This window comes from Citrobacter sp. Cm046 (genome assembly GCF_030333065.1).
GTDB lineage: Bacteria > Pseudomonadota > Gammaproteobacteria > Enterobacterales > Enterobacteriaceae > Citrobacter > Citrobacter murliniae.
Genome location: NZ_JAOWGP010000040.1, coordinates 20464 through 45648 on the forward strand (window position 1 = coordinate 20464; position 25185 = coordinate 45648).

A 25185-nucleotide genomic window follows, 5' to 3' on the forward strand; every position below is an offset into this window, starting at 1 on the left:
CATTACAAAGTGAAAGAGAGACGTAGCGCCAGCGCTGCCAGCGTTACAAACAGCACAGGCAGAGTCATGACGATCCCGGTGCGGAAATAGTATCCCCAGGTGATGGTCATATTCTTCTGTGAAAGGACATGCAGCCAGAGCAGCGTTGCCAGGCTACCAATAGGTGTAATTTTCGGGCCCAGATCGCAGCCAATCACGTTGGCGTAGATCATCGCTTCTTTGATAACGCCTGTTGCAGTGCTGCCATCAATAGAGAGAGCGCCAACCAGCACGGTAGGCATGTTGTTCATGATGGAAGACAGGAAAGCCGTCAGGAAGCCAGTACCAAGCGTCGCAACCCAGAGTCCTTTATCCGCCAGTACGTTCAGCACACCTGAAAGGTATTCGGTTAGCCCAGCGTTGCGCAGACCGTAGACCACCAGGTACATCCCCAATGAGAAGATGACAATCTGCCATGGCGCACCGCGAAGCACTTTGCCAGTGTTAATGGCATGGCCTCGTTTCGCCACCGCAAACAGAATGACAGCTCCTACAGCAGCAATCGCGCTGACCGGGATACCCACCGGCTCAAGGACAAAAAAGCCAACCAGAAGAAGGATCAACACTATCCATCCGGTTCTGAAGGTTGCCAGATCTTTAATAGCTTTTGCAGGTGCTTTCAGGAGAGCCAGGTCGTAAGTCGGCGGAATATCTTTGCGGAAGAACAGATGCAGCATCACCAGCGTGGCGATAATAGCGGCAATATCCACCGGCACCATTACCGACGCATACTCAGTGAAGCCCAGCCCAAAGAAGTCTGCAGAAACGATGTTAACCAGGTTGGACACGATAAGCGGCAGACTGGCCGTATCGGCAATAAACCCGGCGGCCATGACAAATGCCAGCGTAGTACCTTTACTGAAACCTAATGCAAGCAGCATGGCGATGACAATTGGAGTAAGAATCAATGCCGCACCATCGTTGGCAAACAATGCCGCCACCGCTGCACCTAGCAGGACGATATACGTAAAGAGCAAACGGCCACGACCGTTACCCCAGCGTGAAACATGCAATGCCGCCCATTCGAAAAAGCCGGATTCATCGAGCAGCAGGCTGATGATAATCACCGCAATAAAGGTCGCTGTCGCGTTCCAGACGATATTCCACACCACCGGAATATCGCTTACATGCACAACGCCAGATATCAAAGCCAGTCCTGCGCCTAGCATTGCACTCCAGCCGATCCCTAATCCCTTCGGTTGCCAGATAACCAAAACAATGGTCAGGACAAAAATAGCGCCTGCCAGTAACATACATCCTCCTGACAGGGCGGTTCTACCGCCCTGTAAAAACAAAAAATTAACTCGCCAACTCTCTGAGTTTTTCAATACCGGCTGGCTCAGAAGCCAGTACCGGAACGAGCGCTATACGGTTAGCGTGCTGATTCTTAACAGCCTCAATCTGAGGCTGTTCCTGCTGGGCGCGCTGGCAAAGCAACGGAGAACTCGTATCCGCAATGGAAAGGCTGTTATTGATAATCCAGCCCCACGGATGAATCCCCGCACGCTCAAGATCGGACTGCAGGTTTGCCGCTTCCAGTACCGGTGTGGTTTCAGGCAGAGTGACCAGCAGGACTTTGGTGCGTTCCGGGTCCTGAAGCTGCATCATTGGGGTAGTAAAATGACCTTTACTCCCCATTTTTTTGGCAATCTCTCGGTGGTAAGCCCCGGTCGCATCAAGCAGTAATAGCGTATGCCCGGTAGGTGCCGTATCCATGACCACAAACCGTTTGCCTGCTTCACGGATTACGCGTGAGAACGCCTGGAACACCGCAATCTCTTCCGTGCAAGGAGAACGTAAATCCTCTTCGAGCAGCCGTTTCCCTGCCTCATCCAGATCCCTGCCTTTCGTCTCAAGAACATGCTGACGATAGCGTTCAGTTTCATCGTGAGGGTTGATTCGGCTGACCTGCAGATTTTTGTGGCTGCCATTCAACGTTGTACTCAGGTGTGCAGCAGGATCTGAGGTAGTGAGATGCACATCAAAACCCTTATCTGCCAAACTGACGGCGATAGCCGCAGCCATTGTGGTTTTACCCACACCGCCTTTACCCATCAGCATAATCAGACCGTGTTCACTGCGAGCGATATCATCAACCAGGCCAGAGAGCGATAAGTTTTCAGGCGTGTACTGGATGTTCGTTACCGGGAGCGGTAATGCCTCAGAACCGGTATCCAGAAGTCCCTTCAATGCTGAAACACCAACCATATTGACTGGCTGTAGTAATAGGGTATCTGTCGGTAGCCCAGATAAACCGGCAGGAAGATTTGCCAGTGCCTCCTGCTCACGTTGCCATATCGCAGCGGCCAGGGCGTCATGTTCAGCTTCGGCTTTAGGCAGCACACCATTAATCACCAGGTATTGGTTTTTCAGGCCAATTGCGGCGAGTTCTTCATGGGTGCGGGCGACTTCCTGCAGCGTAGATTTTTGCAGTCGCGCAACCAGAACCAGGCGGGTACGTTCAGGATCGGATAACGCCTCTACCGCATGAGCATACTGCTCACGCTGCTTTTCCAGCCCGGCCATTGGGCCAAGACAGGAAGCACCATCCGGGTTACTTTCAATGAAGCTACTCCAGGCACCGGGAAGCTGGAGAAGGCGAATCGTGTGGCCCGTCGGCGCTGTATCAAAAATGATGTGATCGAAGCGGGTCAGCAGGGAAGCGTCTGTCAATAAGCCGGTGAACTCATCAAACGCCGCAATCTCAGTGGTACAGGCTCCTGAAAGCTGCTCGCTGATACTGTTAACAACGTCATCAGGCAAAAGACCTTTGATAGGATCAACGATTCTGGAGCGGTATTGTTTGGCGGCTTCCTGCGGGTCGATTTCCAGAGCGGAAAGTCCAGGAACTGCTGCCACAGGGCGAATGGTATTACCGATAGCCTGATCGAACACCTGACCGACATTGGAGGCTGGGTCAGTACTGACCAGCAAAACCCGCTTACCCTGTTCAGCAAGGCGGATAGCCGTCGCGCAGGAAATAGAAGTTTTTCCTACACCACCCTTGCCGGTAAAAAACAGGTAAGGCGGGATATTCTGTAAGAATTTCATATGTCCTCCTGACATATTCAGCAACAGGAAGTATTACCACCACAGCAGCTGGTGGGAGCTAACCCTACCTTCTCCAGCGGAATACCGAACCAGCGAGCCAGCTCAGCGCGTTTTGGGTATCGCCCTGCCATCACCGTTTCACCGTCCAATAGCAGTAACGGAAGACCTTCTGCTCCAGATGCTTCGAGGAATGCTTTCGCTTTCTCATTCTGAACAAAGCTCATGGGCTGCTGCGCCAGGTTGTAACGTTCAACCTGTACACCACGTCCTTTCAGCCACTGCACATCAGCAGAAAAATCAACCAGAACCTGATCGACATCTGAGCCACATACGCCGGTACTGCAGCACATTGCCGGGTCAAACACCGTTAACGTCTTCATTCTGAATACCTCACATTTGGAAAAACATATATGTTCAGGCAAATTTTTTAGATGCAAACAGCCTTACCGCTACCAGAGCAGTTTGCCGATGCCAGCTTACGGGCGATGGCCTGTACATCGTCCTGTTGGCTTAACCAGGCCTGCTCAATCACCTGAGCAGCCCAGAATGGAATATGCGGGGATAAGCGATAATGAACCCATTTCCCCTGCTTGCGATCCAGCAATAGACCGCTTTCCCGGAGCATTGCCAGATGGCGGGAGATCTTGGGCTGCGACTGATCCAGCGCTGTACAGAGATCGCACACGCACAGCTCTCCCATCTCTCTGAGCAGCAACACGATGCCCAAACGGGTTTCATCGGAGAGGTTTTTGAAGAGTTGTAATGCTGATAATTGTGGCATAAGCCCTCCTGCTATTATCTCGCAGTTTCTCTCTATAACAGTGCAATGTCAAAAAATATATTTGAATTTCCATATATGAAAGAAGCAAAGCTTCTCTCTACGTCTAGTATGGACAGCGAGATAATCTAGAGTAACCTCTTATACTAGGAAGCCCTGAAGACATCCACAGGGCACATTCTGTTAGAGTTAATATTAAGCTGGAGGTAGCGCCCAAAGTTCTTCAAGGTTCACATCGTCGCTGCTGGGTCGATGCTGTTTCAGCAGCGGGTCAATTTTCAATATCATTGGAAGATCAAAAGCGGTTCCAGTGACTACGCAGCAGCCCTTGGCTAGAGTCGGTATGAGAGCCTTAGAACTGGAATCTAACGTGCTAATTGTATTGTCTAATAGCATAAGGTCGCGATCGTTAACCAATCGGTGTATGAAGAAATTGTGAATCTGGGAAACAATAGTAGGTGAAATATCTGCAGGCCGCTGACTAGATAGTGTGAGGTATACGCCATACTTGCGTCCCTCCTTAATTATTTCTTCAAAGAGTTCAAGCCGGTAGTCTTTCCAGATTTCATGCTCACGGGTGGACTGCTCTGACAAAATATTGTGTGCCTCATCAATGATAAGGTGCAGAGTCCGGCTTGGAGGGCTTTTAAGATTCTCTGCATCTTTATGATTTGTGTAGAAATTTTTGGCTACAAGCAGTGGCAAGATCTTTTTTATCTCATTCTTGCATTTCTTTAAAGAGATGACATGTAAGAGATGCGGAGGTTGTGGCACATCAACGATTTCAAGAACATTACGCAGAGCCGATATAGATGATTTGGCCCTAGCTAGCACCGGTTGAATGTGTTCGTATTGGGCATAGCCAAATACAACATCTGAACAGAGTTGGAGGTAGCACCGCAATATTAGTTCGTCGAATTGATCAATTCCATCTAAATTAACACTCTCATCAATAATGGGTTTGATATTCGCGTCAAATCCATTGCCATTTGAATTATAGTACGTGCCGCTGGCATGCTTAAAATACTTATCTTTATTGTAATAAATAATTCCTTTTAAATGTTCTTGAAGCAATTCGCAGTCAATCATGCGTGCAATTTCACGGCTCAAATCCAAAGCATCTGATTTCGCTTCACCTGTACTAAAAACTTTTTCAAAAACCTTTTCTACATACCTTTTGAGTGGCGTAGTTTTAAATTTTTCCTTACCAGATAGAACGCGACGCAGAAATGGCTGTTGTGTGTTCGTAGTTGCCTGAAACAAGAGGCTTAGGGTTTCGACATCCCAAAAATGAGCGCCTTCAATCTTGAATTTGTGCTTTGCTTTTTTAGAGTCCAGCACTGTGATTTGCTTATTCTTAGCTGGTAGTAGCTGATCTTCCGTGTATTCACCATTAAAATCTATGATAACGAACTGGCTCTTGTGCTGTAATGCTTGGAGCCGCTCATTAAAAAGTGTAGTATAAAGTTTAGCTAGCGTATTAGATTTACCACTCCCGGTGTTACCAAATATGCCCAAATGGCTGTTGAATAATCGCATCCATGGGAGGTTGATGGGTACATTCTCCTTGAGCATAGAGCCAATAGAAAAACCTGTTTTACCGTCCGCCCCATAAATTTTCCCTACCATAAGTTCGCTGAGTAGAGATGCCTTGTCTCGGATCATCGGCATGTACTTCACACCTTCAAAAAACTTATCATCTACTATATAACCAATGGGGCGAACATCCACTTTTCGTACATATTGGACCTTCTCGGCATCAGTCTCTAGCCTTTTCTCATCCAAAAATTCACCTTCAACAAGACAGACAATATCTATAAAGCCTCGCTGAATAGATACGTGCTCCCGAAGTGAAATACCTCTGTACTTAACTCCTCCGTAGAAAATAGTCTCATGATTGGAGTCTTCAAAAATTCGAAGGGAGATACGCACTCCACTCACTGCAATAACCTCACCTACGATGATACTCATATCAGATCCTCCTCTTCAGCTTTTAATGGAGGTTCATAAGTGTCTGGCGTGAGTGAGAAAACATATTTATTGAAATTGGTGAAGTCCATATTCATATCTTCAGCGGGCCCAATTACTTGGACGTTTTTCCAAGATTTGAATTCTTCCCGCATGCTATTTGCACTATTGTTGCTATAACAACAAATAAAAGTATGAAGTTGTGGGTTGGAGAGGGAGCGTTGGATAAGTCTGAGAATGTGTTCATCAGCAAACGAAAAGCCAAATGTTATGAGTATAGAATTTGGTTTTTCAAGCTCATAGCTTAATAGCCTGAGCATCTGGTAGTAGTGTTCTTCGAAGACAGTTTCGTAAAACTTCCACTTAGTGGGGTTGACAATAGGTAGCTTATTGTACTCCCCCCAGAAAATATCTATCTGGTCTTGACTGAATGCCAAGGATGGAATGCCTTCAGTTCTGTTGCCATCGACACCAAGAAATTCGGAATATCCATTTAAATTTCCGAGTGTCTCTTCTGTCAAAAGGTTACTAAAATCATTGCGGTAATTGACTTCAATCTTATCACCGCTTTTTGACCAGTAAACCGAACCGTGAAGATGGATAATGTTTAGCTGCGGGATGCCATAGTTGCTTCGTTCAAATACTCCAGTTTGACATTGAAACGTACTGAAGTTTTTGGAATGAAGATGCTTTGTGTGAAATCCGGAGGTACCATCATTCACCACAAAATCATGTGATCCCTTCATGAGAAGGCTGTCAGCTGTATGGGACAGGCATCCATCATAGTTTGTGGTAAAAATATTGATTTTGCGGTTGAGGTCTTTCCTTCTATCCAACAACCCCAAAAGGGTTGTTAAAAAAATCTCATAATTCTTGAGATTTTCTTTTCCTTTATTCGTTGTAACGAAACTTGGATTGAATGTCTGCACTGGAAAAATACATGTGTTGTAGTAGTGCATGAATAACGCGGTTCGCTTCTCTGGCGAGTTTTCAAACTGTGTGGCGAGCGTTTCGATCGTTTCTCGCCGTCCCTCTGCATTCTTGATGGCTAGGGACAGCGTCGGGAACAAGTCTGCTGAAGCGCCTGAGCCAATCAGTATGTTGATGTTCTTATTGTATATATCCAATGGCTGGATCGCCTCAAACATACTTACCTCCCTTATTTAGTTTTGTCTAAAATAGCATCAGTGTATAGGCAGACCAAGTTTTGACTTAGGCAAAAAATTTGTAGCAATAGCCACTATTTCTCTGGTTTTCAACTATTGCAGTTAGCAGCATATATTGAATTACATCCATCCAGACGTCTAGGTACCCAGACGAATGCAATTGCTTTTCGAGACTGCCTTTCAACATTTCAGCTTGTAATAATCCCTTCCTTGCCTAAATTACTAGTAAAATCACCATACCACTGCATCATCGCCCTCCTCCCCTCCAGATATTGAGCATGGTTATACGTTCCACGAATTGAGTTCTTATCGACGTGAGCCAGCTGTAGCTCGATCCAGGCCGAGTTAAATCCCTGCTCATGCAAAATGGTACTCATCGTGTGGCGGAATCCATGCCCTGTAACGCGTCCTGCATAGCCGATGCGCCTTACCAACACAGTCAATGCCATATCACTCATCGGTTTCTTAGGATTATTACGTCCTGGGAACAGCAACTCTCCTGCTCCCGTCATGGGTTTAAGCTGATTAAGCAGGTCAATTGCCTGGCTTGATAACGGAACCAGATGAGGTCGGCGCATTTTCATTCGCTCTGCTGGTACGTTCCAAACCTTCCGCTCAAAATCAAACTCCTGCCACTCCGCTTGCCTCAATTCCCCAGGCCTTACTCCAGTCAAAATAAGTAATTGCATCGCAATCTTAACAATCACACTACCGGCATAGGTGTTCAGAGTCCGAAGAAACTCAGGCAGTTCATCCTGGGTCAAAAAAGCATAGTGCTCTTTCTCATGGGGAGCTACGGCGCTGGCTAGATCGGGAGCTGGATTGTACTCAGCCCTGCCAGTCACAACCGCATACTTCCAGACCTCTCCACAACGCTGGCGAACCTTACGGACCTTCTCAGTTGCTCCTCGAGTTTCTATCTTTGAAAGAACAGCAAGCAACTCCATCGGTTTGATATCTTTGATTGGTCGGTGGCCGATATAAGGAAATACATCCTTCTCAAAGGTTCTCATCATCTCTTCACGATAGGAGACAGACCAGCGATCATAGCGACGCTGATACCACTCCCGAGTGATAGCCTCAAACGAGTTTTCAGCGTCCTGCTTGCGACTGAGCTTCTCCATTTTTCTTTCGAGAGAAGGATCGTTACCAGCTGCTAATGTTCTTTTAGCATCCTCACGCTTGCTTCGTGCTTCAGCTAAAGAAACAGCAGGATAAACACCAAGCGCAAGTACATTTTCCCCTCCAGGCGTACGATACTTCAGACGCCAGTATTTCTTACCGTTGGGGTTAACCAATAAGTAAAGACTCCCACCATCAGCCAATTTGTAGGGCTTCTCTTTCGGCTTTGCAGTTTCAACCTGACGAGCAGTTAACTTCATTGGGGGTACCTCTCAGCATGGGGTACAATTATACCCCCATCCATACCCCCACATTGAGCTTGACCCTGGGGGAGTATTATTGAGTTCAATAGACTAATAGAATGCTATAACTGCTGATTTATCAAGGAAAAATTGAGTTGGGTAGACTTCAGAAGACTTGAGTTTGGAGCGGGCGAAGGGAATCGAACCCTCGTATAGAGCTTGGGAAGCTCTCGTTCTACCATTGAACTACGCCCGCATTGAAGTGCGTAAGGGATTATAAACCTTACACTCTTCTTGGCAAGGTGCTAACCGACTGACTGTCGATTAATTCACCGTCAACATTTAGGTTTACTCCCCTGTGGCGGTAAATAACGCAGCGGATCGATAGCGGTTGCACGATAGCGGATCTGAAAATGCAAACGCACAGACGCCGCATCTGAGCTGCCCATGGTGGCAATTTTCTGCCCGGCCTTCACGCTTTGTCCGTTGTTCACCAGCAGCGTGTCGTTATGGGCATAGGCGGTGATGTAATCCTCACTGTGCTTAATCATGATGAGGTTACCATAGCCCCGTAGCTGATTACCGACGTAGACCACCTTCCCAGCTCCGGCCGCATAAATCGGTGTACCACGCGCAGCAGAGATATCAATCCCTTTGTTGCCGCCGTCCGCTGTTGAATAAGGCAATATCACCTTACCACTGGCTGGCCACTGCCAGCAGCGTTGCCCTACCGGCGGCCAGGATGACTGAGGCACGGATGAAGACGGTCTGACCGCTGCGGTTTTCGTGGAGGATTTGTTTTTTGTTTTACCAGACGTCGTAGTGGATTTCGCGCCACCGCTGACCTTCAACCTTTGCCCCACTTCAATGGTATAAGGAGGAGAAATGTTGTTCAGGCGGGCAATTTCTTTTACGCTTGTCCCGGTAGCGCGCGAAATACGATATAGCGTATCTCCCCGTTTCACGGTGTAAACGGAGCCGGAATACGTTCCTGTTTCTGATGATTTGCTACCTGAACAGCCCGCCAAAAGCAGCCCTATCGATAACAACATCACGATACCCAGAGTGTGTTTATTCGGGCGTCCTGCGCTCAAAATCTTTCCTCGCTCAAAAAACAAGACGCTATATCATAGCAGTCCCCCGCCGGATCCCCAATCCATTGCTCTGGAAAACGCCTGTACAATACAAGTTTTGTTAATGAATCTCTTTCCGATTAACCTCCGACCAACAAAAACGATAAATACAATTTTCAGATAATCCCAAAGGCTTATTTATCACAATGATTTTTTATCACACTCATATTGATACACTGCCCCTCTTTCATTACTGATAAAATCGCGTCACCTCTGTCATTTTTTAAACGACATCACACTTCCCTCCCCCCCTCACGCTTATAGTCGTTTCTGGCGTAATTCTTGCCTGCATTGACTTAACCATTGCCATAAGAACTAAATGTTCAAATCAAGGGGATTTAAATGGAAGCGCGGGAAGCAACTGCTACAGGTGAATCATGCATGCGCGTAGATGCCATTGCCAAGGTCACCGGGCGGGCACGATATACTGATGATTATGTTATGGCAGGCATGTGCTACGCGAAATATGTACGTAGCCCAATTGCACATGGTTATGCCGTGAGTATTAATGATGAAGAAGCCCGAAGCTTGCCTGGCGTGCTGGCCATTTTCACCTGGGAAGATGTGCCCGACATTCCCTTTGCTACAGCTGGACATGCCTGGACACTGGATGAGAATAAACGTGATACCGCCGATCGCGGTCTGTTAACACGCCACGTTCGCCATCACGGTGATGCGGTTGCCATCGTTGTTGCCCGGGATGAACTTACGGCAGAAAACGCGGCGCGGCTAGTCAATATTGAATGGCAAGAATTACCGGTTATCACCTCACCGGAAGCGGCACTGGCAGAAGACGCTACACAAATTCATAACGGCGGCAATTTGCTTAAACAAAGTGCTATGTCGACAGGCAATGTCCAGCAAGCGATCGATGCGGCGGATTACCAAATCCAGGGACACTACCAGACACCAGTCATCCAACATTGCCATATGGAAAGCGTGACATCGCTGGCGTGGATGGAAGATGACACCCGGATTACGATCGTCTCCAGCACCCAGATCCCGCATATTGTCCGCCGGGTTGTCGGTCAGGCGCTGGATATTCCCTGGTCATGCGTGCGGGTAATTAAACCCTTCGTCGGCGGCGGTTTTGGTAACAAACAAGATGTGCTGGAAGAACCTATGGCGGCATTCCTGACCAGCAAACTTGGCGGTATCCCGGTGAAAGTTTCCCTAAGTCGTGAGGAGTGTTTCCTGGCGACACGTACCCGCCATGCCTTCACCATTGACGGACAAATGGGTATAAACCGTGACGGTACGTTGAAAGGCTATAGCCTGGATGTTCTTTCCAACACCGGTGCTTATGCCTCTCACGGCCATTCCATTGCTTCTGCGGGCGGTAACAAAGTCGCTTATCTTTATCCTCGCAGCGCCTACGCTTACAGTTCAAAAACCTGCTATACCAATTTACCCTCGGCTGGCGCGATGCGTGGCTATGGCGCGCCGCAAGTGGTTTTCGCCGTAGAATCACTGCTTGATGACGCAGCCGAAGCATTAGGTATTGATCCGGTAGAAATTCGTTTACGCAATGCTGCCCGTGAAGGTGATGCAAATCCGCTCACTGGAAAACGTATCTACAGCGCAGGATTACCTGAGTGCCTGGAAAAAGGGCGTGAAATCTTTGAATGGGATAAACGTCGCGCAGAGTGCCAGAACCAGCAAGGTAATTTGCGGCACGGCATCGGCGTTGCCTGCTTTAGTTACACCTCAAACACATGGCCCGTCGGTGTTGAAATTGCTGGCGCGCGCCTGTTGATGAACCAGGATGGAACGATCAACGTACAAAGCGGCGCAACGGAAATCGGCCAGGGTGCCGACACCGTATTCTCGCAAATGGTAGCTGAAACAGTGGGGGTTCCGGTTAGTGATGTACGCGTAATTTCGACACAAGATACCGATGTTACTCCTTTCGATCCCGGTGCATTTGCCTCACGTCAAAGCTACGTTGCCGCGCCGGCGCTGCGCAGTGCGGCACTGCTATTAAAAGAGAAAATCATTGCTCACGCAGCGGTGATGTTGCATCAGTCAGCGATGAATCTGACTCTGATGAAAGGCAATATCGTGCTGGTTGAAAGACCAGAAGAACCGTTGCTGTCGTTAAAAGATCTGGCGATGGATGCTTTTTACCATCCCGAGCGCGGCGGGCAGCTTTCTGCCGAAAGCTCGATCAAAACCACCACCAACCCGCCCGCATTTGGCTGTACTTTTGTTGATCTGACCGTCGATATCGCGCTGTGTAAGGTCACCATTAATCGAATCCTCAACGTCCACGACTCGGGTCACATCCTTAATCCACTGCTGGCAGAAGGCCAGGTTCACGGCGGAATGGGAATGGGTATCGGCTGGGCATTATTTGAAGAGATGATCATCGATGCAAAAAGCGGCGTGGTACGTAACCCAAATCTACTGGATTACAAAATGCCGACCATGCCAGATTTACCACAACTGGAAAGCGCGTTTGTCGAAATCAATGAGCCGCAATCCGCATATGGACATAAGTCACTGGGTGAGCCACCAATTATTCCTGTTGCCGCAGCAATTCGTAATGCGGTGAAAATGGCCACCGGTGTTGCAATCAATACTCTGCCGCTAACACCAAAACGTTTGTACGAAGAGTTCCATCTGGCAGGATTGATTTGAGGAAAACATCATGTTTGATTTTGCTTCTTACCATCGCGCGACCACGATTGCCGATGCTATCAACCTGCTGACCAACAATCCGCAGACAAAACTGCTCGCGGGTGGCACAGATGTGCTTATTCAGCTCCACCACCACAATAGCCGTTATCGCCATATTGTTGATATCCACAATATGGAAGAACTGCGGGGAATTACGCTGACTGAAGATGGCGGACTGCGAATTGGCTCTGCGACAACATTCACACAGTTAATTGAAGATCCGTTAACCCAACGCCATCTCCCTGCCCTGTGTGCCGCAGCTTCATCCATCGCTGGTCCGCAAATCCGTAATGTCGCCACCTATGGTGGTAATATTTGCAACGGCGCAACCAGCGCAGACTCTGCCACACCGACGCTCATTTATGATGCCAAACTGGAGATCCATTCATCGCGCGGGGTACGTTTCGTCCCCATAAATGGCTTTCATACCGGGCCAGGTAAGGTTTCCCTTGAGCATGATGAAATCCTGGTCGCTTTTCATTTTCCTCCACAGCCGAGAGCATATGCTGGTAGCGCGCATTTTAAGTATGCCATGCGTGATGCGATGGATATTTCAACGATCGGTTGTGCCGCCCATTGTCGGCTGGATAACGGCAACTTCAGTGAGTTGCGTCTGGCGTTTGGGGTTGCAGCCCCTACGCCGATCCGCTGCCAGCATGCCGAACAGACTGCGCAAAATGCGCCATTAAACCCGCAAACGCTTGAAGCTATCAGCGAATCCGTCCTGCAAGATGTTGCCCCACGTTCTTCCTGGCGTGCGAGTAAAGAGTTTCGTCTACATCTCATTCAGACGATGACCAAAAAAGTGATTAGCGAAGCCGTCGCCGCGGCGGGGGGAAAATTGTAATGAATTACAGCGAAACGATTACCATTGAATGCATTATTAACGGCATGCCTTTTCAGCTTCACGCAGCGCCGGGCATGCCGCTTTCTGAACTGCTCCGCGAACAAGGGCTGCTTAGTGTCAAACAAGGGTGCTGCGTTGGTGAATGCGGTGCTTGTACAGTAATAGTTGACGGAACGGCAGTCGACAGTTGTTTATTTCTGGCCGCATGGGCTGAAGGTAAAGAGATCCGCACGCTGGAAGGCGAAGCAAAAGGCGGCAAACTTTCGCGAGTTCAACAAGCTTATGCGAAATCAGGCGCGGTGCAATGCGGGTTTTGTACGCCGGGGCTTATTATGGCCACTACAGCAATGCTGGCTAAACCACGCGAAAAACCGTTAACCATTACGGAAATTCGTCGCGGTCTGGCGGGTAACCTCTGTCGCTGTACCGGATATCAGATGATTGTAAATACAGTACTGGATTGCGAGGAAACGAAATAAAACAATCTCCGGCCTGAATTCAGGTCGGATTTTTTACAATTACGTATCCAACAACTCATATTTTTTAATTTTGCGATAGAGCGTGGCAATTCCAATACCCAGCTCATCAGCGACTTGCTTCTTGCTGTTATGACGTGAAAGCGCATCGCGGATCATCTGTTTTTCCATCTCCTCCAGCGCCGTACCGCCAGCATCATCCAGAGCCAGATGCCCCTCGCTGGCTTCAGTCACTACACTTTGTTCCATCGTGGCATTATTTAGCAGATTTGGCGGCAGAAGCGTGTTGTCGATAACTTCACCAGAAGGAACAACGTTAACCAGATACTCCATCAAATTGCTTAACTCACGTAGATTTCCCGGCCAACGATGCTTACGCAATAATTCAACAACATCAGGAGCAATGCCAGGATAAACCGATCCCAGGCGACGCGTATGCAGATGTAAAAAGTAATGGACCAGCAGTTCAATATCTTCCTGACGTTCGCGCAGCGGCGGTAAAGTTAACGGAATGACATTCAAGCGATAGAACAGGTCTTCGCGGAATTTACCTTCGGTAATAAACTGGGCCAAATTCTGGTTAGTTGCAGAAATGATACGAATATCGACTTGTATTGGACTACTGGCACCAATGGGTAGGATCTCGCGTGCCTCAATAGCCCGCAGTAATTTTGCTTGCAGCATTAACGGCATATCGCCAATTTCATCAAGAAATAGCGTGCCCGTGTTTGCCGCCTGAATCAACCCTGTTTTGCCATTGGCTGAAGCGCCAGTAAATGCGCCTTTGACATAACCAAATAATTCACTTTCCAGCAATTGCTCCGGAATCGCCGCACAGTTAATCGCGATAAACGGTTTGTTACGCCGTCCACTCAATTTATGGATAGCACGAGCCACCACTTCTTTCCCGGTCCCACTTTCACCAACGACCATAATGCTGGATGGGCTGGGTGCGATGCGGCTAATGAGTCGTTTTAATTGCCGCATAACCCGACACTCACCCACCAGTTGCTCAATATGCGGCTCGTCTGTGGTGTTTGCTACGGAAAAACTGGTATGGGACTGGTGAAATGCCATTAAAAATAGCTGTCGCCCCTGAATGTTATGTAACTGGCCAATAATCAATTCACTTTTATCATCCCACGAGACAATATGTTGCATATGACCATGGGTAAAATTGCTCTCATATGTTAATGGCCTAAAACGAATAGATTTCCCTATTATATTATTTTGAACAACACCGAGAGTTTTTAACACCGTCTGGTTAGCAAACTGAACATGGTTTTCTTCATCTATAACTAATACACCCTGATCCATATTATCAATCATGGTAGCGAATATTTTACTGATGCTATCTCCCGGCCCTTGATCCTCCAGAAGTTTCGAGACAAAAATAGTCGATATATGGCGAACATAATCGGAAAACTCGCGTAAATTATCACTGATATGTTCTTGTTGCTCATGGGTCACAGCAATCAAACTTATCACACCGACACAACGATCTTGCAGAATGACGGGCGTGCCGAGAAATGCTTTTTCGCGACAACTTTCTTTACTGTCACAGCCTTCACACAGAGGATCGAAACGGGACTGTGTCACGACCTTTTCAGTTTTGGTTTCGAGGACATAACGGAGCAACCGGGAGTTGCTGCTCAACTGGCGGCCAAGAAATTTCCCATACGCGCCAGTTCCCGCGACGCGACACAAGTTTTCATCAACGATCTCAACCTCAAGTTGCAAAACGCTGGCAAGCATTCTGGCAAAACGCTGAATTGTTGGTTGAATTTGCATCAATACTGACTGCGTAGTAGCAAGCTCCATAACCTTACCTTCCAGAATCGCTTATAGGTTGATCGTTGAAGACGTTGATGATTCACGGATCATGATGATATTAACTCAGGCAAATTTTGCTTTGATAAGAACATAAGATTTTTATCACTTTCTAATGAAATTATGGAAGAGATATCACATTTCTATATCAATATGAGAATTACATGGGTGAATTTATCAAACTGACGAGGGATAAACTGTTCTGTTATCTTATTCCTGATAATTAGCAGCAAATAAATAACGCCACAAAAAAGCCAAACGTTTTCGTATATTCTGAACATTCAGCAACAGTCCCCAATTCGTGATCCAATCCACATATTACCCGTCAAATTAGCATTTCACTCCCTGTTAGATAATTCTGGCATGTTTATTGTTAGTCCCAGGTATAGCTGTGAAAACACCAACCATTTGGCACGTCACAGTGAAATAAACCACTTTGCCTGTCATTCCACTACCGGGATTTTATGATGAAAACTGTTATTGAGCTGATAAAGGATATCAATTCGCTGACCTCTCACCTGCACGAGAAAGATTTTTTGTTGACGTGGGAACAGACACCCGACGAATTGAAACAAGTACTGGACGTTGCTGCAGCGTTAAAAGCATTACGTGCTGAAAACATCTCGACCAAAGTCTTTAATAGTGGATTAGGTATTTCCGTATTCCGCGACAACTCCACCCGTACTCGCTTCTCTTATGCTTCCGCGCTTAACCTGCTCGGCCTTGCGCAGCAAGATCTCGACGAAGGTAAATCACAAATTGCCCACGGCGAAACCGTTCGCGAAACCGCCAATATGATCTCTTTCTGCGCCGATGCTATCGGTATTCGTGACGATATGTATCTGGGTGCGGGTAACGCCTATATGCGTGAAGTTGGCGCTGCGCTCGACGATGGCTATAAGCAGGGCGTACTGCCGCAACGTCCGGCATTAGTTAACCTGCAATGTGATATCGACCACCCAACCCAGTCTATGGCTGACCTGGCATGGTTGCGTGAACACTTTGGTTCACTGGAAAACCTGAAAGGTAAAAAAATTGCCATGACCTGGGCGTATTCCCCAAGCTACGGCAAACCACTCTCTGTACCACAGGGCATCATAGGTCTGATGACCCGTTTCGGTATGGATGTCACCCTGGCACATCCAGAAGGTTACGACCTGATCCCAGATGTGGTTGAAGTGGCTAAAAACAATGCTAAAGCGTCTGGCGGTAGCTTCCATCAGGTAACCAGCATGGAAGAGGCATTCAAAGACGCGGATATCGTATATCCGAAGTCATGGGCGCCTTACAAAGTGATGGAACAACGAACTGAACTGCTGCGCGCTAACGATCATGAAGGCCTGAAAGCCCTGGAAAAACAGTGTCTGGCACAGAACGCACACCACAAAGACTGGCACTGCACCGAAGAGATGATGGAGCTCACTCGCGACGGTGAAGCCCTGTATATGCACTGTCTGCCGGCTGATATCAGCGGCGTATCCTGCAAAGAAGGTGAAGTGACTGAAGGCGTATTCGAAAAATACCGTATCGCGACCTACAAAGAAGCCAGTTGGAAGCCTTATATCATCGCCGCGATGATCCTTTCGCGTAAATATTCAAAACCTGGCGCACTGCTCGAACAACTGCTGAAAGAAGCGCAAGAACGCGTGAAATAACCCCTCGAGCCGATCGACAGGTCGGCACTCTATTTCCAGAGGCCAAAGGATAGGATATGTCCGTTTTCTCATTGAAGATTGATATCGCCGATAACAAATTTTTCAACGGCGAAACATCATCGCTCTTTTCGCAAAGCCAGGCAAAACTGGCGCGCCAGTTCCACCAAAAAATCGCTGGCTATCGCCCAACACCACTTTGTGCACTGGACGATCTGGCAAACCTTTTTGGCGTGAAGAAAATTCTCGTTAAGGATGAATCAAAACGATTCGGTCTGAATGCATTCAAAATGCTCGGCGGCGCCTATGCCATCGCTCAGTTACTGTGCGAAAAATATCATCTTGATATCGAAACACTGTCATTTGAGCATCTGAAAAATGCCATTGGCGAAAAAATGACATTCGCTACGACTACCGACGGCAACCACGGGCGCGGTGTGGCATGGGCTGCCCAGCAACTCGGCCAACATGCAGTGATTTATATGCCGAAAGGTTCTGCTCAGGAGCGTGTGGATGCCATTCTGAACCTCGGCGCCGAATGCATCGTCACCGACATGAACTATGACGACACCGTTCGTCTGACCATGCAGCACGCTCAGCAACGTGGCTGGGAAGTGGTACAGGATACCGCCTGGGAAGGCTACACAAAAATCCCAACCTGGATCATGCAGGGCTACGCCACGCTGGCGGATGAAGCCGTTGAGCAAATGCGCGACATGGGCGTAACACCGACGCACGTTCTGTTGCAAGCTGGCGTTGGTGCGATGGCTGGCGGCGTGCTGGGTTATCTGGTGGATGTCTATAGCCCACAAAATCTGCACAGCATCATTGTTGAGCCTGATAAAGCTGACTGTATTTATCGCTCTGGCGTCAAAGGCAACATCGTCAACGTTGGCGGCGATATGGCCACTATCATGGCTGGCCTGGCCTGCGGCGAACCTAACCCACTGGGTTGGGAAATCTTACGTAATTGCGCGACCCAATTCATCTCCTGCCAGGACAGCGTTGCCGCATTAGGTATGCGCGTGCTGGGTAACCCATACGGCAACGATCCGCGCATCATCTCCGGTGAATCTGGTGCTGTCGGTTTGGGTGTTCTCGCGGCTGTTCATTATCACCCGCAACGTCAAAGCCTGATGGAAAAACTGGCGCTAAACAAAGATGCCATCGTGCTGGTGATCAGCACTGAAGGCGACACCGACGTGAAGCACTACCGCGAAGTTGTCTGGGAAGGCAAACACGCTGTAGCACCTTGATCCCCCTATTGAAACAACTCCCTGCCAAACAGGGAGTAAAAAATCTGGAGAAAATAATGGCTAAGAATATTCCATTCAAACTGATTCTTGAAAAAGCAAAAGATTATCAGGCAGACATGACTCGCTTCCTGCGCGATATGGTTGCGATTCCCAGCGAAAGCTGCGACGAAAAACGCGTTGTGCATCGTATTAAAGAAGAGATGGAAAAAGTCGGTTTCGATAAGGTTGAAATCGACCCGATGGGTAATATTCTCGGTTATATCGGCCATGGTCCGCGCCTGGTTGCTATGGATGCTCATATCGATACCGTGGGTATTGGTAATATCAAAAACTGGGAATTCGACCCATACAAAGGCATGGAAACCGATGAACTGATTGGCGGTCGTGGTACTTCCGACCAGGAAGGCGGCATGGCATCAATGGTTTATGCCGGTAAGATCATCAAAGACCTGGGTCTGGAAGATGAATACACTCTGCTGGTAACCGGTACTGTACAGGAAGAAGACTGCGACGGGCTGTGCTGGCAGTACATTATTGAACAATCCGGCATTCGCCCGGAATTTGTGGTCAGTACTGAACCGACCGACTGCCAGGTATACCGTGGTCAGCGCGGTCGTATGGAAATTCGCATTGATGTACAGGGTGTTAGCTGCCATGGTTCTGCGCCAGAACGCGGTGATAACGCCATCTTCAAAATGGGCCCGATTCTTAGCGAATTACAAGATCTGTCTCAACGTCTGGGCTATGACGAATTCCTCGGCAAAGGCACCTTGACCGTTTCTGAAATTTTCTTCACCTCCCCAAGCCGTTGCGCTGTTGCAGACAGCTGTGCCGTTTCCATTGACCGTCGCCTGACCTGGGGAGAAACCTGGGAAGGCGCACTGGACGAAATCCGCGCCCTGCCAGCGGTACAGAAAGCGAATGCTGTCGTTTCTATGTACAACTACGACCGTCCGTCCTGGACTGGCCTGGTTTACCCAACTGAATGCTACTTCCCGACCTGGAAAGTGGAAGAAGATCACTTCACCGTTAAAACGCTGGTTAATGCCTACGAAGGCCTGTTTGGTAAAGCGCCGGTCGTTGATAAGTGGACCTTCTCTACTAACGGCGTATCCATCATGGGTCGCCACGGCATTCCGGTTATCGGCTTTGGCCCGGGTAAAGAACCTGAAGCCCATGCGCCAAACGAAAAAACCTGGAAAGCTCACCTGGTGACCTGCGCCGCCATGTACGCCGCAATCCCGTTAAGCTGGCTGGCAACAGAATAATTACTCTTCACTTAATTCCCTCCGGTTCGCCGGAGGGTTTCTGGAGTTTGCAATGCGCGTATTGATTAAAAACGGCACTGTCGTTAACGCAGATGGACAAGCAAAACAGGATTTGCTGATTGAAAACGGTATTGTTCGCCAGTTGGGTCGCGATATTTCGCCGCAGCTCCCATGTGAAGTAATTGATGCCACTGGATGTTACATCCTCCCTGGCGGCGTGGATGTTCACACGCATTTCAATATTGATGTCGGCATCGCGCGCAGTTGTGATGATTTTTTTACCGGTACCCGCGCAGCCGCGTGTGGCGGTACAACAACCATTATTGACCATATGGGATTTGGCCCGAGTGGCTGCCGGTTACGTCATCAACTGGAAGTGTATCGCGGTTATGCCGCCCATAAAGCAGTCATCGACTACAGCTTTCATGGTGTTATCCAGCATATCAATCATGCCATCCTCGACGAAATCCCGATGATGGTCGAGGAAGGGCTCAGTAGTTTTAAACTCTATCTAACCTATCAATACAAACTCAATGATGATGAAGTTTTGCAAGCGTTACGCCGTCTGCATCAGTCTGGCGCACTGACTACTGTACACCCAGAAAATGACGCCGCTATTGCCAGTAAGCGTGCCGAGTTTATCGCCGCTGGGTTAACTGCGCCGCGCTATCACGCGATGAGTCGCCCTCTGGAATGCGAAGCGGAGGCCATAGCCCGCATGATTAACCTGGCGCAGCTTGCCGGTAACGCCCCGTTATATATCGTCCACTTGTCTAACGGCTTAGGCCTGGATTATCTACGTCTTGCCCGCGCAAATCACCAGCCAGTCTGGGTGGAAACCTGCCCGCAATATCTTCTGCTGGACGAGCGCAGTTACGATGCAGAAGACGGCATGAAATTTATTCTTAGTCCGCCGCTGCGCAACGTTCGTGAGCAGGACAAACTGTGGTGTGGCATCAACGATGGCGCGATTGACGTGGTCGCTACCGATCACTGCACATTCTCAGTGGCTCAGCGCCAGCAGATTTCAAAAGGCGATTTCAGCCGTTGCCCAAATGGCTTACCCGGCGTGGAAAATCGCATGCAGTTACTGTTCTCCAGCGGCGTAATGAGCGGTCGTATTTCACCGGAGCGTTTTGTCGAATTAACCAGCGCGATGCCTTCACGACTGTTTGGTCTGTGGCCACAAAAAGGGTTACTGGCACCCGGTTCAGATGGCGATGTGGTGATTATCGACCCCAATAAACGCCAGCAAATTCACCATCGTCATCTTCATGACAACGCCGACTACTCTCCCTGGGAAGGATTTACCTGCCAGGGCGCAATTGTCAGAACCCTATCCCGTGGTGAAACGATTTTCTGTGACGGCACCTTTACAGGCAAAGCCGGACGAGGCCGTTTCCTGCGACGCAAACCGTTTGTCCCTCCCGTGATCTAACCACTGCCAGGGATCTATACACAATCAAGAATGATGAGTGAGGAAAAATGAGTAAGAAAATTGTTCTCGCCCTGGGCGGGAATGCGCTGGGCGACGATCTGGCCGGGCAAATGAAAGCGGTAAAAATTACGTCTCAGGCAATTGTTGATTTAATTGCCCAGGGGCATGAAGTTATAGTCACTCATGGTAACGGGCCGCAGGTGGGCATGATTAACCAGGCCTTCGAAGCCGCAGCTAAAACTGAAGTGCATTCACCAATGCTGCCGATGTCTGTCTGTGTCGCCTTAAGTCAGGGATATATTGGTTACGACCTGCAAAACGCCCTGCGCGAAGAACTGCTCTCCCGAGGCATTCATAAACCCGTTGCGACTCTGGTCACGCAGGTCGAAGTCGATGCCAACGATCCGGCTTTTCTTAACCCGACTAAACCGATCGGTTCGTTCTTTACCGAGCAGGAAGCAGAACGACTGACAAAACAAGGCTACACTCTGAAAGAAGACGCAGGTCGCGGCTATCGTCGTGTAGTTGCCTCACCTAAACCGATTGATATTATTGAAAAAGAGACGGTGAAAGCACTGGTAGACGCCGGCCAGGTAGTGATTACCGTTGGTGGTGGCGGTATTCCTGTCATTCGTGAAGGTAACCATCTGCGCGGCGCCAGCGCCGTTATCGACAAAGACTGGGCAAGTGCACGTCTGGCAGAAATGATTGATGCAGATATGTTGATAATCCTTACCGCAGTCGAAAAAGTGGCGATTAACTTTGGTAAAGAAAATGAACGGTGGCTGGACCGTCTGTCATTGAGCGATGCTGAACGCTTTATTGAAGAAGGACATTTCGCGAAAGGTTCCATGCTACCTAAAGTGGAGGCCGCCGCGTCATTTGCTCGCTCACGTGCGGGTCGCGAAGCACTGATTACCGTGTTGAGTAAAGCGAAAGAAGGAATTGAAGGTAAAACCGGAACGGTGATTTGTCAGTAATTCAAAGGCCGGATGCGATGTCATCCGGCCAACTTGATTTAAGCAACTTCAAGCACTTCTTTCGTCGCTTTTACGCCCTGATGCATCAGCATCATCAACGCTTCCAACACTCCACCACCAATTGCTCTGGCTTTATCAGAAACACTGGTGAAATCAGCCGTTTTGCCACGAGGGTCGATATCACCGATTTTAAAACCACCGACCACAGCCAGTCCATCGTTCAGCAAGCCACGCACCATGCCCGTCAACGGCGCTTTAACTTCATGCTCGCCAATCCAGGCTATGACATCCCCCTCCTCCACCAAATCGCCTAATTTAACGTTCGAACGCATCATGCCCGCACCCGGAGCGCGAATAACCCGCCGGGTGGTATGTCCCATAATATTGCCAGGAACGCCGGTATTCTCCTGCGCACAACCAGAATAAATGACTTGCCCGAGCCAGTGTCCGCGATTTGTTTCAATCACCGCATGACAATCTACTCCTGCGGTAAAACCAGGCCCAAGTGCAATTGTCACTGGTGCCATATCAGCACGCATACCCAAATTCTGTTTCGCCAGAATGGCGTCCACCACGCAGAGCGGTTTAAGTTCATCGAGCTGCGCACAGGTGGGATCGACCATCACCGGAATAAACCCACGCTCAGTCAGCTTCGTTGCCTCCGCAGAGCTGGAGACCAGCCGAGCAGTGACACCTTCAACCGTCATTTCGCCATCAAATACGGCCTGGGCAAACGCCACGCTGCAGCGAATCACCGTCGGTTTTTCCACTTCCAGCATGATCACTTTGAAGCCCGCATGATACAGCCGCAGCGCCACCCCAGTGGCGATGTCTCCCGCCCCGCGAATCACCACTAATTGATGTCCGGAAGGATGTGAAGGTTTCATCATCAGCCCACCAGGCGCGTTATTTTTAACTTGTAAGATCTCTGCCAGCACGCTGATGGCGATCTCCTGCGGTGTTTCGGCACCGATGTTGTAGCCCACCGGCGCATGCAAACGGGCAATATGGTCTTCTGACACACCTTTCTCACGCAACTGGCGCAGGAATAGTTGAACCTTACGGCGGCTTGCCAGTAATCCCAGCCATGCGACTGGCTGTTCAATGAATTTATCGAGAACTTCACGATCCTGATTATTGGTGGCAATAAGAACAAAATTATCAGGTCGAATTTCCAGCGCCTCCACCGCTGCGCCAAACGAATCTGCATGCAGTAATGTTGTTGATGGCGGGAAAAGTTCAGGATTCAGACTTTCACGATAAATATCGGCAACGGCGATATCAAACCCCAACAGAGCCGCACTCTGGGCAATGGCCCGGTTGACATGCCCCGCGCCGATTAATACCAGCCGTGGACGCATACCATGTACGCTAATAAATACTGACATTGCACCTCCGCAATCTGACCCGACAGCATCCGCTCCGTTACGGGCCATGCGTCCATGGAATAAACGCGGCTTACGTTCCTGCAATGCCTCCAGCGACTCTTCAATCACCTTACGCTCAACCATTCCTCCACCAATCGTACCGACGATGGAACCGTCTGCACGCACTAACATTTGTGCAGAATGGCGAGGTGTAGAGCCTCGGCTATCAACAATTTGCGCTATCACAAACGGACAATTTTGCTCTTCTAGTTTTGCAGCCTCTGTGAAAATATTCATACCAACCTCAATGGATATCCTTTCAGTTACCCGGAATGCCCGGGCTGCTATTTCACAAATCTGCGCGCGATTGCAGGATTTTCTTGTATATCGCCCAGCCAGATTGCCTCTACGTCATGTTGTTGCAGTGGCTTGAGTAGCTCACTTTGTACGATCACATTCTCACATTGAGAAAAACGGTTAATAAACCAGACTCGCCGACAACCTGAAGGCACGTTTTTAAACGCGCCCAGAGGATGACGAACCAGCGAAACGAGATCGCTAAATTGCAAGGTCGACCCCCGCGTCAGCCCGGTGATGTCGGCAAACTGCGGCCAGCGATGGATATTTTCTGCGTCAATTATCGTGCCCAGTAAATGCCCACTCATCACAGCGATCACGCAACAACTGCTTTGTGGTATGCAAGGTTCGTGCTCATCCGGCGCTTTTAACGGCAATCCACGCGAGCCATCTGCCTCAACGAGAATCACGTCACATTCCGGACGTTGCGCCAGCGCATCAATGACGTCTGGTGCAAACCCCTGGGCTTTCCCTGACTGCGCTTTCCAGCGGTTAAAACAAAATGAAACAGGCGACGTGAGAGACACATGAGGAAGCATTACGGGATCGCGGCAGAAAATCACAGGCCAGCAGGAATCGGGCAAAAACATATGAGTGGTCGTAGTGATTAAAACGCGCCTGCCGCTGGACTGAAATAACTGCGCCAGCCAAAAAAGCAGGCTGGTTTTTCCCCCTGCACCAACAACAGAAATGACTGCGGGGTGTTTCTTTGCGCCTAAATCAATGAATAACATTGCCGGGTCAATTATACTTTTCACGAGCCTTCTGGGACCTCTCTGAGGTAAATTAGCCCCATCACTTTATTTGTAGGAAAGTGACACAATTTTCAGGTATGACTTGCCAATAAATAATGGAAACTCTATGTCAGCCATCGACTGTATAATTACCGCTGCCGGATTATCATCAAGAATGGGGCAATGGAAAATGATGTTACCCTGGCAACAGGGAACAATTCTTGATGCAAGTATCAAAAATGCGTTGCAGTTTTGTAGTCGAATTATTTTAGTAACCGGTTATCGTGCTGATGAACTGCATAATCGCTACGTAAACAATGCCAATATCACTATTATTTATAACCCTGATTATGCGCTGGGCTTGCTGACCTCGGTGAAAGCCGCAGCCCCCTCGGTTGAAACAGCGCATTGTTTTATCACCCATGGCGACATGCCCAATCTGAACACCGATATTTTCCGAAAAATCTGGGCATTACGTAACAATGGCGCAATACTCCCTCAGCACAACGGCATACCTGGACATCCGATTTTAATGTCGAAATCGTGCCTGATGCAGGCGGTCCAGCGACCTAATGTTAGCAATATGCGTCAAGCATTGTTGATGGGTGAACACTATTTCGTCGAAATGGAAAATGAAGAAATAATTTTAGACATTGATACTCCCGAAGATTTTATTAATGCACAAAAAAAGCATGCTTAAATTTAGAAAACCCAGTTAAACGATTGCGTTCAAATATTTAACCCACTCACTACGTCTTTATCATAATGATAAGGAATCACTGTTTTTGAGAAACGAGAAAAG

General features: G+C 48.6%; 20 protein-coding genes and 1 tRNA gene. 9 read left to right on the forward strand and 12 right to left on the reverse strand.

The features are described 5' to 3' along the window. Window positions 1-2: 2 nt before the first annotated feature. The 9 genes from arsB to actS form a co-directional block, all read right to left on the reverse strand. Complete coding sequence (gene arsB, locus OGX98_RS12185; protein WP_016538086.1) at window positions 3-1292, reverse strand: arsenite efflux transporter membrane subunit ArsB; 1290 nt, start codon at window positions 1290-1292, stop codon at window positions 3-5. A gap of 46 nt (window positions 1293-1338) precedes the next feature. Further along, window positions 1339-3090 (reverse strand): arsenite efflux transporter ATPase subunit ArsA, encoded by a 1752-nt coding sequence (arsA, locus tag OGX98_RS12190; protein ID WP_016538087.1) that lies wholly within the window; start codon window positions 3088-3090, stop codon window positions 1339-1341. Window positions 3091-3107: 17 nt separating this feature from the next. After that, the gene (gene arsD, locus OGX98_RS12195; RefSeq protein ID WP_000855179.1) at window positions 3108-3470 is read right to left on the reverse strand and encodes an arsenite efflux transporter metallochaperone ArsD; all 363 of its coding nucleotides are present in this window, start codon (window positions 3468-3470) and stop codon (window positions 3108-3110) included. Window positions 3471-3517: 47 nt separating this feature from the next. Further along, entirely contained in the window at window positions 3518-3871 is a 354-nt protein-coding gene (gene arsR / locus OGX98_RS12200; RefSeq protein ID WP_001135895.1) for an As(III)-sensing metalloregulatory transcriptional repressor ArsR, read from the reverse strand. A 192-nt stretch (window positions 3872-4063) separates the two neighbouring features. Further along, a complete protein-coding gene (locus OGX98_RS12205) occupies window positions 4064-5839 on the reverse strand; it encodes an ATP-binding protein (protein WP_000022894.1) in 1776 nt (591 codons plus the stop codon). Continuing rightward, on the reverse strand, window positions 5836-6984 hold the full coding sequence (locus OGX98_RS12210) for an SIR2 family protein (RefSeq protein WP_000460992.1): 1149 nt from the start codon (window positions 6982-6984) through the stop codon (window positions 5836-5838). Before OGX98_RS12210 ends, OGX98_RS12205 begins: the two co-directional genes overlap by 4 nt. Window positions 6985-7190: 206 nt before the next feature. Further along, a complete protein-coding gene (locus OGX98_RS12215) occupies window positions 7191-8384 on the reverse strand; it encodes a tyrosine-type recombinase/integrase (RefSeq protein ID WP_000778549.1) in 1194 nt (397 codons plus the stop codon). A 164-nt stretch (window positions 8385-8548) separates the two neighbouring features. Next, a tRNA-Gly gene (locus OGX98_RS12220) sits at window positions 8549-8622 on the reverse strand. A gap of 79 nt (window positions 8623-8701) precedes the next feature. Continuing rightward, a complete protein-coding gene (actS, locus tag OGX98_RS12225) occupies window positions 8702-9460 on the reverse strand; it encodes an amidase activator ActS (protein ID WP_045447133.1) in 759 nt (252 codons plus the stop codon). 381 nt (window positions 9461-9841) lie between these two features. Here actS and xdhA point away from each other — a divergent pair, with 381 nt between their 5' ends. From xdhA to xdhC, 3 genes are read left to right on the forward strand one after another with little or no spacing between them, the layout of a single operon-like run. Further along, on the forward strand, window positions 9842-12139 hold the full coding sequence (gene xdhA / locus OGX98_RS12230; protein WP_286595334.1) for a xanthine dehydrogenase molybdenum-binding subunit XdhA: 2298 nt from the start codon (window positions 9842-9844) through the stop codon (window positions 12137-12139). Between the two features lie 10 nt (window positions 12140-12149). Then, the gene (gene xdhB, locus OGX98_RS12235) at window positions 12150-13025 is read left to right on the forward strand and encodes a xanthine dehydrogenase FAD-binding subunit XdhB (RefSeq protein WP_045447138.1); all 876 of its coding nucleotides are present in this window, start codon (window positions 12150-12152) and stop codon (window positions 13023-13025) included. Then, window positions 13025-13504, forward strand: coding sequence for a xanthine dehydrogenase iron sulfur-binding subunit XdhC (xdhC, locus tag OGX98_RS12240; protein ID WP_045447167.1), 480 nt, complete (start codon window positions 13025-13027; stop codon window positions 13502-13504). The genes xdhB and xdhC overlap by 1 nt, the downstream gene beginning before the upstream one ends. 39 nt (window positions 13505-13543) lie before the next feature. On the opposite strand, the gene OGX98_RS12245 is transcribed toward xdhC, so the two are convergent. Continuing rightward, window positions 13544-15322: a sigma-54 interaction domain-containing protein gene (locus OGX98_RS12245; protein WP_048220611.1), complete on the reverse strand. Its 1779-nt coding sequence runs from the start codon at window positions 15320-15322 to the stop codon at window positions 13544-13546. A 476-nt stretch (window positions 15323-15798) separates the two neighbouring features. On the opposite strand from OGX98_RS12245, the gene ygeW reads away from it, so the two are divergent. From ygeW to arcC, 5 genes are read left to right on the forward strand one after another with little or no spacing between them, the layout of a single operon-like run. Beyond that, window positions 15799-16986, forward strand: coding sequence for a knotted carbamoyltransferase YgeW (gene ygeW / locus OGX98_RS12250; protein ID WP_286595397.1), 1188 nt, complete (start codon window positions 15799-15801; stop codon window positions 16984-16986). Window positions 16987-17042: 56 nt separating this feature from the next. Further along, window positions 17043-18239 carry a diaminopropionate ammonia-lyase gene (dpaL, locus tag OGX98_RS12255; RefSeq protein WP_225761489.1) on the forward strand — a complete coding sequence of 399 codons (1197 nt, stop codon included), beginning with the start codon at window positions 17043-17045 and terminating at the stop codon, window positions 18237-18239. A 56-nt stretch (window positions 18240-18295) separates the two neighbouring features. Continuing rightward, a complete protein-coding gene (locus OGX98_RS12260) occupies window positions 18296-19507 on the forward strand; it encodes a YgeY family selenium metabolism-linked hydrolase (protein ID WP_048220609.1) in 1212 nt (403 codons plus the stop codon). Window positions 19508-19559: 52 nt separating this feature from the next. Beyond that, window positions 19560-20945: a D-phenylhydantoinase gene (gene hyuA, locus OGX98_RS12265; protein ID WP_200041852.1), complete on the forward strand. Its 1386-nt coding sequence runs from the start codon at window positions 19560-19562 to the stop codon at window positions 20943-20945. Between the two features lie 47 nt (window positions 20946-20992). Beyond that, window positions 20993-21925 carry a carbamate kinase gene (gene arcC / locus OGX98_RS12270; protein WP_200041851.1) on the forward strand — a complete coding sequence of 311 codons (933 nt, stop codon included), beginning with the start codon at window positions 20993-20995 and terminating at the stop codon, window positions 21923-21925. Between the two features lie 38 nt (window positions 21926-21963). On the opposite strand, the gene yqeB is transcribed toward arcC, so the two are convergent. Beyond that, a complete protein-coding gene (yqeB, locus tag OGX98_RS12275; RefSeq protein WP_200041850.1) occupies window positions 21964-23589 on the reverse strand; it encodes a selenium-dependent molybdenum cofactor biosynthesis protein YqeB in 1626 nt (541 codons plus the stop codon). 47 nt (window positions 23590-23636) lie between these two features. After that, window positions 23637-24407 (reverse strand): selenium cofactor biosynthesis protein YqeC, encoded by a 771-nt coding sequence (gene yqeC / locus OGX98_RS12280; RefSeq protein ID WP_286595335.1) that lies wholly within the window; start codon window positions 24405-24407, stop codon window positions 23637-23639. 103 nt (window positions 24408-24510) lie between these two features. On the opposite strand from yqeC, the gene mocA reads away from it, so the two are divergent. Next, a complete protein-coding gene (mocA, locus tag OGX98_RS12285; RefSeq protein ID WP_286595336.1) occupies window positions 24511-25083 on the forward strand; it encodes a molybdenum cofactor cytidylyltransferase in 573 nt (190 codons plus the stop codon). Window positions 25084-25185 lie beyond the last annotated feature (102 nt).